Consider the following 12,681-nt stretch of genomic DNA (forward strand, 5'->3'; position numbering starts at 1 on the left):
CGACGAACACCGGGGTGGCGCCGATCAGGGTGATCATGTTGGCGGTCGACACCCAGGTCAGCGAGGGGGTGATCACCTCGTCGCCCGGGCCGATGTCCAGCGCCAGCAGGGTCACGTGCATGGCGGCGGTGGCCGAGCACAGGGCCACCGCATGGGCCGCGCCCACCGAGGCGGCGAAGCGCTCTTCCAGCAGGTTGGCCTGGGGCCCGGTGGTGATCCAGCCCGAGGTGAGCACCTGGCTCACCGCGGCCACTTCCTCGACCCCGATGCTCGGGCGGGAGAACGGCAGGAAAGGCTCGTCCAGCTGACGCGGGGCGGAGCTCTGGGACAGATCGTTCATGGCGGCTCATCCGGAGAGGGGGCGCCGGCATGGACACCCGACGCGATGAGCCCAGGCTAAGGGGGACTGCCTTACGGCCCCCTTAGCGCAACCTGACAACTGCCTGACAGCCGGTCGGCTCTCTCGCCACCCTCGTGAACCCCTTGGCAAAACAAGGGGTTAGCGCGCGACGCAGGGGGTGCCGATGGTCGCCCGGCAGCCTAGAATGCAGTCCCTGCCGCCCGCGGCAGCCCCGAACCTGACACGAGAGACGACCGCGCCCATGCTGGACAAGACCCTGAGCGAACTGGAAACCGCGATCCGCGACCTGCTGCAGCGCAACCAGCGCCTGACCGCCCGCACCCAGGAACTGGAGCAGGCCCTGGCCGCCGCGCGCGAGGAAAACGACACCCTGCAACTGAGTCTGCTGGAGCAGGAAGAAGCCGGCGCCGGCACCCGCCAGCGCGTGGAAGGCCTGCTGGCCCTGCTGTCCGCGCAGTCGGTTGAGCAGGCGGTAGCCGCCGACGCCGAGCAACGCCACGCGGCCAGCGTCGAGTGAAGAGCGCCAACCCGGGCGCCGATGACGAGGTAGAGGTGCTCGGTCGCCGCTACCGCTTCAAGGTGGCCGAAGGCGACCGCGCCGCCCTGCAACAGGCCGCCGCGCGCCTGCGCGACGAACTGGTCACCATCCAGGGCGACCGCCGCCGCGGTGACGCCACCGAGCTGCTGGTGCTGGCCGCCCTGCGCCTGAGCCTGGATACCGCCGCCGACGCCGGCGCCCTGAGCGCCCTCGACACCCGCCTCCAGGCCCTGACCGCCGAGGTACGGGCCGCGCAGGAAGGCTAGGGCCTGGCTTTGCCGCCTCTCCCCTTGGGAGAGGTCTGGGGTGTGGGAACCGCTACGCGCGAAGCCACCGGCATAGGCTGGACTCCGCCGTGTTGGGCTTCGACGATAAAGCTGTCTCAACCCAACCTACGAAGCTCACGCGCTCCGCCAGAACCCCCGCCTGCGTTCGACTCCGTAGGGTGGATGACGGCGTAGCCTCATCCACGGCGGCACGGCACCCGCGCCGTTCCGTCCCCTCTCCCTTTGGGAGAGGGCTGGGGTGAGGGAACCGCTACGCGCGAAGCCACCGGCATAGGCTCGACTCCGCCGTGTTGGGCTTCGACGATAAAGCTGTCTCAACCCAACCTACGCCAGAACCCACCAGCCGCGCTCTGCTCCCTCTCCCCTTGGGAGAGAGCTGGGGTGAGGGAACCGCTACGCGCGCAGCCACCGACATAGGCTCGACTCCGCCGTGTTGGGCTTCGACGATAAAGCGGTCTCAACCCAACCTACGCCAGAACCCACCCGCCGCGCTCCGCCCCCTCTCCCTCTGGGAGAGGGCTGGGGTGAGGGAACCGCTACGCGCGCAGCCACCGGCATAGGCTCGACTCCGCCGTGTTGGGCTTCGACGATAAAGCTGTCTCAACCCAACCTACGCCAGAACCCACCAGCCGCGCTCCGCCCCCTCTCCCTCTGGGAGAGGGCTGGGGTGAGGGAACCGCTTCACTGGAAACCGCCCACGTGCATTCGCCTCCGCTGCTTTGCGCTTCGACGCTGGAGCCGTCTCCACCTACCTACCCCGCGCCTACCCCACACCCCGCAACCAACCGCCCTGCCCCGGCCATCTTGACCCCTTCGCCGCCCCGTGCGAGCTTCGGAGCCCTTTCCGCTGCCCTGGAGGTCGTCATGTCGGGTATTCGCTGGCTCGCCATTCCCCTGCTCAGCCTCGCCCTGGGCGCCCAGGCCGCCCCGGCGCCCCTGCCCGCGTTGCTGGATGCCATGGCCCAGCGGCTGGCGGTGGCCGACCAGGTCGCCCGCAGCAAGCACGACACGGGCAAGCCGGTGCTGGACGAGGTCCGCGAGCACCAGGTGCTCGACAGCGTCGGCCAGACCGCCAAGGGCACCGGCGTAAGCCCAGCCACCGCCCAGACCTTCTTCGCTGCCCAGATGGAAGCCAACAAACTGGTGCAATACGGCCTGCTCGACGCCTGGCGCCGCGGTACCCAACCGCTACCGGCGACCACGCCGGACCTGGCTGGACTCAGGACCCGCCTCGACACCCTGCAGACCCAGCTGCTCGCCGGGCTCGCCGCCACCGGCGACCTGCGCACGGCCAAGGACTGCCCTGCCCAGCTCGACCGCGCCCTGGCCGCTCACCTCGCCACGGCCAAGCCCGACGCCCTCCACCGCCTGGCGCTGCTGCGGGCGCTGGGCGATTTCTGCGCCCTGCCCCGCTGAGCGCCTGTTCATAATCCGCTGCGCATCGGCCACACTGCATTACAAATGCCCGGGATCACCGGACGCTAAGGACTCCCCATGCATATCCTGCTCGTCGAGGACGACACCACCCTGGCCGACGGCATCCGCCGCGTCTTGGAAGGCCATGGCATGCAGGTCGACCTGCTGCGCAGTGGCGCCGAGGCCGACGCCTGGCTGCGTACCACCCGCTTCGCCGTGGTGGTGCTGGATATCGGCCTGCCCGGCGGGCTGGACGGCTTCGAGGTGGTCCGCCGCCTGCGCCAGCGTGGCAGCGACCAGCCGGTGCTGCTGCTCACCGCCCGCGACGCCATCGACGACCGGGTGCACGGTTTCGAGGTGGGCGCCGACGACTACCTGGTCAAGCCCTTCGCCGTGCCCGAGCTGGTGGCCCGGATCAAGGCGCTGGCCCGCCGCGCCGGTGGCCAGAACAGCGCCGACCTGGCCCTCGGCACGCTGCGCCTCGACACCGCCGCCCACCAGGCGCGCCTCGGCGAGACGCCGCTGGACCTCTCGGCCCGGGAATGGGCGGTGCTCGAACACCTGCTGCGCCAGGCCGGCAAGGTGGTCTCCAAGCAGCAGATCATCGACGCCCTGGCCCCCTGGGGCAGCGAAGACCTGACCCATAACGCCGTGGAGGTCTATGTCTCGCGCCTGCGCCTGAAACTGGCCGACTCCGGTGTCGGCATCCGCACCGTGCGCGGCTTCGGCTATCGCCTGGAGGAGGCGACGCCATGACCCCTGCCGCGCCCAGCCTGCGCCGGCGCCTGCTGAAATGGCTGGTGCTGCCGGTGCTGCTGGTCAATCTCGGGGGCGCGGTGATCAGCTATCAGTTCGCTCGCAAGCCGGCGTTCAGTGCCCTGGATGGCGACCTCACCGATTCCGCGGTGCTGCTGCTGGAACAGCTGGAAATGGATGGCAACGGCAGGCTGTGGCTGCCTACCGAGGTGGAGTACCTGCTGCGCCACAACAGCCATGATCACGTCTGGCTGGCCGTCCGCTCCCTCGACGGCCGGCTGCTGTTCGGCGATGCCGCCATGCCGGTCCAGGAGATCACCGAGGAGATGCGCGACGGCCATACCACCGCCCTGCGCGCCCGCATCAACGACCGTTCGGTGTTCATGGTCGGCCGCCTGGGCAACGTCGCCGGCCAGCCGGTGGTGGCCAGCGTCGCCCAGACCCTGAGTCGCCACACCGCGGCCCTGCAGCGCATGGTGCTGACCCTGGTGGTGGTGCAGATCCTCGTCGCCCTGCTCATCGCCGCCCAGCTGCTCTGGGCGGTGCGCCGCGGCCTGAAACCCCTGGAGCGCCTGGAGCGCCAGCTCGACAGCCGTCACTACGATGACCTCGCCCCCCTGCGCGAAGAGGGTGCCCCGCGTGAGCTGGGCACCTTCGTCACCGCGCTCAACGGCCTGCTGCTGCGTATCCGCGAGGGCGCGCGCAACCAGCGTGCCTTCCTCGACGACATGGCCCACCAGCTGCGCACCCCGCTGGCGGGCATCAGCACCCTGACCCAGTGGCTGCGCCAGCGCCATGCCGGCGATGCCGAAAGCGCCGCCGCCCTGGCGCAACTCCAGGCCGCCACCGAACGCATGACCCGCCAGACCAACCAGCTGCTCACCCTGGCCCGCGCCGCCACCGCCCGGCTGGAAAGCCCACCCCGTGGCCCCATGCGCCTGGACGAACTGATCGGCGAAGCCATCCCCAGCCAGCTGGCCGAGGCCGACCGCCATGGCATCGACCTGGGTTACGAACTGGAGCCGCACACGGTGCTGGGCAACGCTTTCCAGCTGCGCGACCTGCTCGACAACCTGGTGGACAATGCCCTGAGGTATACCCCCCGGGGTGGCCAGGTCACGGTACGGCTGCATGGCCAGGCCGGCGCGACCGTCCTGGAGGTCGAAGACGATGGCCCGGGCATTCCCGAGGCCGAGCGCGACCGCATCTTCGAGCGCTTCTATCGTCTCGACAGCGGCATCCACGGTACCGGTCTGGGCCTGGCCATCGTCCGCGACATCGCCACCGCCCACGACGCCGGCATCGAACTGGCGACCCCGGCCAGCGGCCAGGGCCTGCGCGTAGCCATCCATTTCCCGCCGCTGGCCGTGCCGCCGGCGGAGGCTTCGTAGGTTGGCGCTGAGCGCAGCGAAGCCCAACACACCAGAGCCTATCCCCTCACCCCAACCCTCTCCCCGAGGGAGAGGGAGTAATCCGACGCGCCCCCACCCTCGTAGGTTGGCGCTGAGCACAGCGAAGCCCAACAGGCCAGAGCCTACCCCCTCACCCCAACCCTCTCCCTGAGGGAGAGAGAGCAATCCAACGCGCCCCCTCACCCTCGTAGGTTGGGTTGAACGCAGCGAAGCCCAACATCCCCAGGCGAAAACCCTAACGCCCCCGCCACTGCGGATTCTCCAGCAACACCGCCATGCCCTGCCCACCGCCGATGCACACCGCCGCCACCCCATACCTGAGCCCTTCCGCGCGCAGTTGCCGGGCCAGGGTGATGGCCAGGCGCAGGCCGGTAGCCGCCAGCGGATGGCCGAGGGCGATGGACCCGCCATGCACGTTCAGGCGGGCCGGATCCAACTCCAGGGCGCGCTGCACCGCCAACACCTGAGCGCCCTGGGCCTCGTTGATCTCTAGCCGGTCGATGGCCTCCAGCGGCAGGCCGGCACGCTCGAGCAGGCCCTGGATGGCCGGCACCGGGCCGCTGCCCATCACGTCCGGCGGCACCCCCACCACGCAACTACCGCGCACCCAGGCCAGCGCCTGCGCGGGTGCGGCGTCCACGCCGCGCGCCAGCAGCACGGCGGCGGCGCCATCGGTCACCGCGCAGCTGTTGCCAGCGGTCTGGACCCCGCCCGGATGCACCGGCGTCAGCCGCGCCAGGGCCTCCCGTGAGGTCTCCCGCGGATGGCTGTCATGCTCCACCACCGCGCAGCCCCGCGGCAGGCGCAACTCCCGTGGCGCCAGGCCCTCAGCCTCGAAGCGCGCCGCTGCCACCGGCACGATCTCCTCGCGAAACCAGCCCTGGCGCTGGGCCGCCAGGGTCCGCTCGAAACTGCGCAGCGCCCAGGCATCGACATCCTCCCGGTCCAGGCCATGCCGCTGTGCCAGCCGCTCCGCGGTGCCGAGCATGTCCAGCCCGGCCGCCGGATCCTTCAGCGCCTCCCAGAGAAAGTCGTGGAATTCCACCGGCGCGCCGAGGCGAAAGCCGCTACGATGGGTGTAGGCGGCGATGGGATTGCGGGTCATGGACTCGGCCGCCACGCACAGCACCCGGCTGGCCTGGCCACTCTGCAACTGGTCACTGGCCTGGCGTAGCAACTCCAGGCCGGTACCGCAGACACGCTGCACCAGCAGCGCCGGCACCGCCTCGGGCACCCCGGCATAGAGACCGATGTGGCGCGGCAACAGATAGGCATCGAAGCTGGCCTGGGCGACGCAGCCGGCCAGCACGGAATCCACCATTCCGGCGTCATGCCCGCGCGCCAGCAGCGCCCGGGCCACGGCGATGCCCAGGTCGGTGGGCGAGACCTGGCCCAGGGCGCCATTCAGGTCGGTCCAGGGTGTGCGCACGCCATCCAGCAGCAGGACATCCTCGTACAGCGCACTCAGGCCATTAGGCATGACCGGGTGCCTCCGCACTCGAGGTAGCCACCGGTACCGCCGTCCGCCGCTGCAGCAGGGCCAGCACCGCGCCCGCCGCCACCAGCACCGCCGGGGTGGTGGCCAGCACCAGCGTCGCCGCCCCGCCTCCCACCGCCAGCACCTGGCCAGCGAGCAGCGGCCCGGCCATGGCGCCCAGGCGACCCACGGCTACCGCCGCGCCGGTGCCGGTGGCCCGCACCGCCGCCGGGTAGAGTTGCGGCGCCAGGGCATAGAGCACCAGCTGGCCACCGACCACGAACAGCCCGGCGGCGAAACCGGCCAGGGCCACCAGCGGATAGGCCTTGGCCAGGCCCAACCCGGCGAGGCCGAGCAGGATGCCCAGGTAGATGGCCAGCACCGTCAGCCGCGGCCGCCAGCGATCCATCAGCAGGCCGAACAGCACCGAACCGATGCCGCCGCCGAGGTTGAAGAGGATCTGCACCCCCACCGCCTGGCCCCGGCTGAAGCCCTGCCCCACCAGTAGCGAGGGCAGCCAGTTGAGCAGCAGGTACATCACCGTGAGGGTGAAGAAATAGCCCAGCCACAGCAGCAGGGTGGTCGACAGCGGCACCGCCCCCAACCAGGCCCCGCGTGTCCCCGCGGCCTGAGCGGCGCCACGCCCGCGGAAAAAGCCGGCGGTCTCCACCAGGTAGCGGCCGAGCAGCGGCGCCACCAACAGCGGCGCCAGGCCGCCGACATAGAACACCGTCTGCCAGCGGCCGACGTCCAACAGTCCCACCACCGCCGCCAGGGCGCCGCCCAGGGGCACGCCGCAGTACATCAGGCTGACCGCCGTGGCCCGGGCGCGTTCGTCCACCGATTCGGCGGACAGCGCGATCAGGTTCGGCAGGGCGCCGCCCAGGCCGATGCCGGTGAGCAGCCGCGCCAGCAGCAGGCTCTCCAGACTCCAGACATGGGCGGTGGCCACCGAGAAGACGCCGAAGATCAGCACGCAGGCGATCAGCACCCGCTTGCGACCGATGCGATCGGCGCACCAGCCGCCGATGAAGGCCCCGGGCAGCAGGCCGAGAATGCTGGCGCTGAACACCAGGCCCATCTGCCCCGGCTGGAAGCCGAAGGCCTTGGCCATGGCCGGGGCGGCGATGCCCATGGCCTGTAGGTCCATGCCTTCCAGCAGGGCGACGATGAAGCACAGCACGAGGGTCAGGCGGGCCCCGGGCGGGGCGGTCGAGAGCAGGCGCATGGCGGACTCCTCAGTAGCGGAAGGTGGTGGCGACCATCAGGAAGCTGGTGTCGTCGCCCTCGGCCTGGCGCACGGCGGCGCCAGCCTCGAAGTAGCTGTACTCCAGGTCCAGGGTCAGGTTGGCGGTGGGCATCCAGCGCAGGTTGTTGCGCCAGAGGGTACCGGTCTTGCGCGCCGAACTGGCGACGGTGCCCGGCACCGTGGTCATGCCCGGCAGGTAGACGCCGTCTTCGGTGCTCTGCCGCCAGACGCCGAACAGGCCGCTCTCCAGCTGCAGGGTCGGTCGCGGCGCCAGGGTCAGCAAGGGGCCGACCAGATAGAGGTTGGCCAGGGTGGTGAGGCCGGAGTCGCCATAGAAGCCGTTCTTCGGAAAGAGCGGGTCGAAGGTGCTGACGCGGTCGTCGCCCAGGCCGTGGTCACCGCTGGCCGCGTCCACCCGCAGCGCCAGCCGGGGTTTCCAGGCGCCAGCCAGGCGATAGCCGGTCTCGCTGCTCAGGCCCCAGGCGCGGATCTGCGCCCCGGCCAGATGTCCGCCCTGCCCGGCCAGGTCCCAGGTCCAGTCCCAGTTGCCGGCACTGCCGAACAGGCGAATGCCGGCGGTATAGCGCTGTTCGGCACCGGTCAGGCCGTCGAGGGTGCGCTGGTCGGTCTCCAGGCCGAAGCCGTAGACATCCAGCTTGAGCGGCCCGGCCAGCGGCAGGGTGCCATAGAGGCCATAGAACTTGACCGCGTTGTTGGAGCCGTCGTCGAAGCTGTCCTCGCCGGTCACCACGGGTCTCAGGCCGAAGGCGTCCAGCCGGTAGCCGTCCGGACGGGTCCAGGCCAGGCGCACCCCGTCGAAGTTGAGGCGGATGTTGCGGGCGTCGCGGTAGGTGACGAAGGCCTGGTTGCCATAGCCCAGCTCCTGGCGCCCCACCCGGGTCATCAGCTTGCCGCTGGCCAGCGGCGTGTTGAGGTCGATGAAGGCCTGGTGCAGCTCGGTGCGGCTCTGGTCGTAGGGGCCATAGAGCGCCTTGTTCCAGGCGCGGGTGTTCTCTACCTGGACTAAGGTACGCAGGGCATCGTCGAACAGGTGCAGGTCGGCGTGCAGCTGCAGGCGCTGCTGGATGTAGTGATCGGTATTCACTCCGCGCCGGCCGAAGACCGGATTGCGGATGGTGTCGAAGCGATAGCGCGCCTCGCCGCCGGTCTGCAGCCAGGCCGATTCCCCCAGGCGCTGGTAGCGCAACTCATCGAAGGGATCGGTGCGCTTTTGCGGATCGTCGAGGAAGCGATAGTCCTCCGCCCAGCGCGGCGGCCCGGGCGGCAAGGGGCGGGCCGCCTCCAGGCTGTTGAGCGGCTTGGGCCGGGCGCTTTCCAGGGTGGTGGAAGGCGCGGCGAAGGCCCCCTGGCTGACCAGCAGGGAGGCGAGTGAAGCGAAGGCGAGGCACGAGCGAGCCCGTGCGCAGGCCTGGGGCGAGCGCGGAAGAGACATGGAGTGACCGTCCTGGCAAAGGGGAAAAAAGCGCCTCGGGGCGCGGGGATCAGTGCCGAATGGGCACGGATCGGACGGTCGGCGGGGAGGTAGGAGCGAGCGGATAGCGCAAGGAGCGAGACGTCATGACAGGTGTTCCTTTCTTGTTGTTGTCGTCACCGTAGGGGGCCATGCAGCCCTGGTCCGATGATGGTCCATGGCCAGAATGGATCAAGCCTCCCCACCCCGATTTGACCGATTACCGAACGTTATATTTATTAACTTTATTGGTGGAAGCTGACCGGCCGCCAAGGTCGGCTGGCTCGCGATTTGTAACAATGCCCGCCCTTGAGGGGTCCATGCAGAGGCCCGTACGGGTTAAGGTTCCTTCTCTCACGATCGATAAGGCGAACTCATGAGCTTCAAGACCCCTCTCCTGCTGGCCGGTGCCGCCCTCTTCACCCTGCTGGCCGGCTGCGGCTCGCACGAAACCCAGGACAGTCCGGCAGCGGCCCCCTCGACCCCGAGTGGCGCCGTCAGCAGCAGCGGCCGTTGCAACTCCGATGCGGTCCAGGATCTGGTCGGCAAGGCGCTCTCCCCGGCGCTGGCCGAGGAAGGCCGGCAGCGCGCCGGCGCCCAGGTGGTCCGCGTGGTGCGCCCGCAGGACCCCATGACCATGGACTTCAACTCCCAGCGCCTGACCATTACCACCAGCGCCAGCCTGGTGGTGCAGACCGCTACCTGCGGCTGATCCAGTCCATGCCCGGCGCCGCGACGAGCTGATGGCCTGCACGTATCGCTCGTCGCGTCCCTAGACCTACCCGGTTACCGAGCCAGTCGCACCGCCCTAGCAGGTGATCGAAACGCGGGCGCCGCGCTGGTCTCTCCTTTCCAGCTAGCAATTGAAACGCTTAACGTTACTCGTTAAGATACTTTTCGATGAGTCGCGCAAGGAGGCGAGATGATTCGAAGCTTTCGCTGCGGCGATACCGAAGAGCTATTTACGACAGGGCAAAATCGGAAGTGGAGCCAGATAGCCAAGGTGGCGACGCGCAAGCTGGCGATGCTGAATGAGGCGTTAGCGCTGCAAGACCTCAGGTCACCGCCTGGCAACCGCTTGGAGCAGTTGGATGGCAACCGCAAGGGCCAGTACAGCATCCGTATCAACGACCGGTGGCGCCTCTGTTTCGAATGGACTGCGCAGGGGCCGATCAATGTGGAAATAGTCGACTACCACTAGGAGCATCGGCCACGTGCCGGCTCCGGGGGCAGGCAGATGCAAACGTCACATCCTACGCTCGCTCACAATGAATGGAGGTAACGCCATGCTGACCAACGGAATGCGCCCGGTTCATCCCGGCGAGATCCTGCGGGAAGAGTATTTGGCTCCCATGGGTATCAGCGCCTCCGCCCTGGCTCGAGCCCTCGGCGTCTCGGCTCCTACGGTGAATGACGTCGTGCTTGAACGGCGCGGGGTGACTGCCGATATGGCCCTACGGCTCGCCGCAGCCTTCGAGACTACCCCTGGTTTCTGGGTAAACCTGCAGGCTACCTATGAACTGCGCGTGGCGGAGATCGCGAAGGGTGAACAGATTCGTGCGCAGGTAAAACCCCTGAAGGTCGCCTGACCTAGGGCCGGTTGATCTTGCCGCGAAGACACCTCGCCAGTATGGCGACCGCGCACGGAGCCCGGTAGGCTGCTTGGCTCACACCGAAATGAGTCTTGTTCGCCGATGTCCTTGTTGCCGTTCTCGCTCTGCCCTGTGTCCCTGAGCACCTGGCTGGCCTTGCCGCTGCTGCTGGCCCTGGCCACCTCCGGCCAGGCCCGCCCCATCGACCAGCCGATGGATACCCACGTCCTCGAACAGCCCGGCCACAGCTATGCCTTCAGCGACGTGCAGCTGGATTCCGCCGATGGCGCCCGCCACTACCAGGTATGGATCGCCCGGCCCGCTACCCCGGCGCCGACGGCGGGCTATCCGGTACTCTACCTGCTCGATGGCAACGCGGCCCTGGGCGGCCTGGACGCCGAGTTGCTCGACGAACTGGCCCGCCGTCCGCACCCTCCGGTGCTGGTCGCGGTGGGCTATGCCGGCGGCAAGCGCATCGACGGTCCGGGCCGCGCCTATGACTACACCCCCTCCGCGCCCACCAGCGAACGCTTTCGCGACATGCGCACCGGCGGTGCCGACGTCTTCCTCGCCTGGCTACTCGACCGCCTGGAGCCGACGGTAGCGCGTCAGGTACCCCTCGACCGCCGCCAGCGTGCGCTCTGGGGTCACTCCCTGGGCGGCCTGTTCGTCCTCCACGCCCTGCTCACCCGCCCCGACGCCTTTGCCCAGGGCTACGCCGTGAGCCCCTCGCTGTGGTGGAGCCCTACCGTGCTGCCGCAGGACGATGAATCACTCCGGCAGCGCTTCAAGACTCACCCGGCCCGCCTGCTCCTGCTGCAAGGCAGCGCCGAGCGCGACCTGCCCGCCCACTTCCAGAGCGAAGTCTCCGCCGACGCCACCCAGCGCCTGGCCGAGCGCCTCGGCCGCATCCCGGGCCTCGCGCTCCGCTACGAAACGCTTGCCGGCCTCGGCCATGGCCCAATGCTGCCGGCCTCGCTGCGCTGGGTGGTGGAGCACGGGACCTTCTGAGGTCCGCTTATCCCAGCATTACGCATCTTTATCCAGCGCCGCGGCAAAGCTTGGCAGTATCCCTGAACAGGGGCGCCACTTCCGGCACCCTCCTTCAGGAGCAGCACCATGCCGCAACGCCGGACCCGGGCGCGCCTCAGCTGGCTCGCCATCGCCCTCTCCACCACCCTGGGTCTGCTCGACCTGCAGAGCGCCTCCGCCGCCCGCGCCCTGCGCCTGGCCCACGCCTCCAGCAGCGACAGCCTGATCAACCAGGCGGTGCAGCGCTTCGCCGAAGAGCTCAAGACCGAGTCCAAGAGCGAGCTGACCGTCAAGGTCTTCCCCGATGGCCAGCTCGGTGACGAAGGCCCCATCGCCGAGGGTGTCGGCAACGGCTCCATCGACATCGGCCTGGGCGGCGCGGTGGACGCCATCGATCCGCGCCTCAACGTGGTCTCCCTGCCCTTCCTGTTCCGCGACGCGGCCAACGTCCACGCCTTCCTCGATGGTCCCCAGGGCAAGGCCCTGCTGGACCTCGGCCAGGACCACGGCTACGTGCTGCTGGGCGCCCTGGATTCGGGCTTCCGCCAGTTCGCCAACAGCAAGCATCCCATCGTCGCCCCGGCCGACCTCGCCGGCCTGAAGATCCGCACGCCGCCGAATCCGGTGATCCTCGCCACCCTCAAGCAACTCGGCGCCCTGGCCCAGTCGATCCCCTTCGGCGAGGTCTACAGCGCCCTGCAGTCCGGCGTGGTGGATGGCGTCGAGCCGGAAATGCGCGACTTCTACGACCAGAAGTGGTTCGAGGTGGCCAAGTACCTGTCGCTGTCCAACTACATCTGGTCGGCCAACTACTGGTTCATGAACAAGGACACCTACGACGGCCTGAGCGAGCCCCAGCGCGCGGCGCTGCGCAAGGCGGCGCAGGACACCGTGACCTGGTATCGCGGCCAGCTGGACGCCACCTACGCCAAGGTCCTCGCCGAACTCAAGGCCAAGGGCGTGCAGGTCAACAGCGTCGACGGCGCGCCCTTCCAGGCCCTGGTCGATCCGGTCTACACCCGCTTCGCCGGTGAATGGGGCCAGGCCTTCGTCGACCAGACCCGCAGCGCCGCGCGCGAGGCCCGCTGAG

The 12,681-nt window shown here is 69.2% G+C and carries 14 protein-coding genes; 10 read left to right on the forward strand and 4 right to left on the reverse strand.

Annotated elements, in window-relative coordinates; all coding sequences use genetic code 11:
* A partial coding sequence (locus tag FSV73_RS12110) for an aminotransferase class I/II-fold pyridoxal phosphate-dependent enzyme (protein WP_145008409.1) occupies positions 1–304 on the reverse strand: 304 nt, incomplete at its 3' end.
* 298 nt (positions 305–602) lie between these two features.
* Here FSV73_RS12110 and FSV73_RS12115 point away from each other — a divergent pair.
* From FSV73_RS12115 to FSV73_RS12135, 5 genes are all read left to right on the forward strand, one after another.
* Positions 603–878, forward strand: a complete 276-nt coding sequence (locus FSV73_RS12115; RefSeq protein ID WP_145008051.1) for a hypothetical protein — start codon at positions 603–605, stop codon at positions 876–878.
* Complete coding sequence (zapA, locus tag FSV73_RS12120; protein WP_145008053.1) at positions 875–1,165, forward strand: cell division protein ZapA; 291 nt, start codon at positions 875–877, stop codon at positions 1,163–1,165. Before FSV73_RS12115 ends, zapA begins: the two co-directional genes overlap by 4 nt.
* 885 nt (positions 1,166–2,050) lie before the next feature.
* Positions 2,051–2,602: a chorismate mutase gene (locus FSV73_RS12125; RefSeq protein ID WP_145008055.1), complete on the forward strand. Its 552-nt coding sequence runs from the start codon at positions 2,051–2,053 to the stop codon at positions 2,600–2,602.
* Positions 2,603–2,680: 78 nt separating this feature from the next.
* Entirely contained in the window at positions 2,681–3,358 is a 678-nt protein-coding gene (locus FSV73_RS12130; protein WP_145008056.1) for a response regulator transcription factor, read from the forward strand.
* Positions 3,355–4,749: a sensor histidine kinase gene (locus FSV73_RS12135; RefSeq protein WP_145008058.1), complete on the forward strand. Its 1,395-nt coding sequence runs from the start codon at positions 3,355–3,357 to the stop codon at positions 4,747–4,749. The genes FSV73_RS12130 and FSV73_RS12135 overlap by 4 nt, the downstream gene beginning before the upstream one ends.
* Before the next feature lie 256 nt (positions 4,750–5,005).
* On the opposite strand, the gene FSV73_RS12140 is transcribed toward FSV73_RS12135, so the two are convergent.
* Genes FSV73_RS12140 through FSV73_RS12150 form a run of 3 tightly spaced genes read right to left on the reverse strand, consistent with a single transcriptional unit; the run spans position 5,006 to position 8,949 of the window.
* Complete coding sequence (locus FSV73_RS12140; protein WP_145008060.1) at positions 5,006–6,250, reverse strand: thiolase family protein; 1,245 nt, start codon at positions 6,248–6,250, stop codon at positions 5,006–5,008.
* The gene (gene mhpT, locus FSV73_RS12145) at positions 6,243–7,475 is read right to left on the reverse strand and encodes a 3-(3-hydroxy-phenyl)propionate transporter MhpT (protein WP_145008062.1); all 1,233 of its coding nucleotides are present in this window, start codon (positions 7,473–7,475) and stop codon (positions 6,243–6,245) included. Before mhpT ends, FSV73_RS12140 begins: the two co-directional genes overlap by 8 nt.
* Positions 7,476–7,485: 10 nt before the next feature.
* A complete protein-coding gene (locus FSV73_RS12150; RefSeq protein ID WP_145008063.1) occupies positions 7,486–8,949 on the reverse strand; it encodes an alginate export family protein in 1,464 nt (487 codons plus the stop codon).
* Between the two features lie 394 nt (positions 8,950–9,343).
* On the opposite strand from FSV73_RS12150, the gene FSV73_RS12155 reads away from it, so the two are divergent.
* The 5 genes from FSV73_RS12155 (at position 9,344) to FSV73_RS12175 (ending at position 12,680) form a co-directional block, all read left to right on the forward strand.
* Positions 9,344–9,679 (forward strand): I78 family peptidase inhibitor, encoded by a 336-nt coding sequence (locus FSV73_RS12155; protein ID WP_145008065.1) that lies wholly within the window; start codon positions 9,344–9,346, stop codon positions 9,677–9,679.
* 210 nt (positions 9,680–9,889) lie between these two features.
* Positions 9,890–10,168 carry a type II toxin-antitoxin system RelE/ParE family toxin gene (locus FSV73_RS12160; protein ID WP_145008067.1) on the forward strand — a complete coding sequence of 93 codons (279 nt, stop codon included), beginning with the start codon at positions 9,890–9,892 and terminating at the stop codon, positions 10,166–10,168.
* Between the two features lie 85 nt (positions 10,169–10,253).
* Positions 10,254–10,556 (forward strand): HigA family addiction module antitoxin, encoded by a 303-nt coding sequence (locus FSV73_RS12165; RefSeq protein ID WP_145008069.1) that lies wholly within the window; start codon positions 10,254–10,256, stop codon positions 10,554–10,556.
* A 105-nt stretch (positions 10,557–10,661) separates the two neighbouring features.
* The gene (locus tag FSV73_RS12170; RefSeq protein ID WP_145008071.1) at positions 10,662–11,570 is read left to right on the forward strand and encodes an alpha/beta hydrolase; all 909 of its coding nucleotides are present in this window, start codon (positions 10,662–10,664) and stop codon (positions 11,568–11,570) included.
* Positions 11,571–11,678: 108 nt separating this feature from the next.
* Complete coding sequence (locus FSV73_RS12175; protein WP_145008073.1) at positions 11,679–12,680, forward strand: TRAP transporter substrate-binding protein; 1,002 nt, start codon at positions 11,679–11,681, stop codon at positions 12,678–12,680.
* Position 12,681: the final 1 nt, after the last annotated feature.

It is taken from the genome of Pseudomonas oryzihabitans (assembly GCF_007665395.1).
Taxonomy (GTDB): domain Bacteria; phylum Pseudomonadota; class Gammaproteobacteria; order Pseudomonadales; family Pseudomonadaceae; genus Chryseomonas; species Chryseomonas psychrotolerans_C.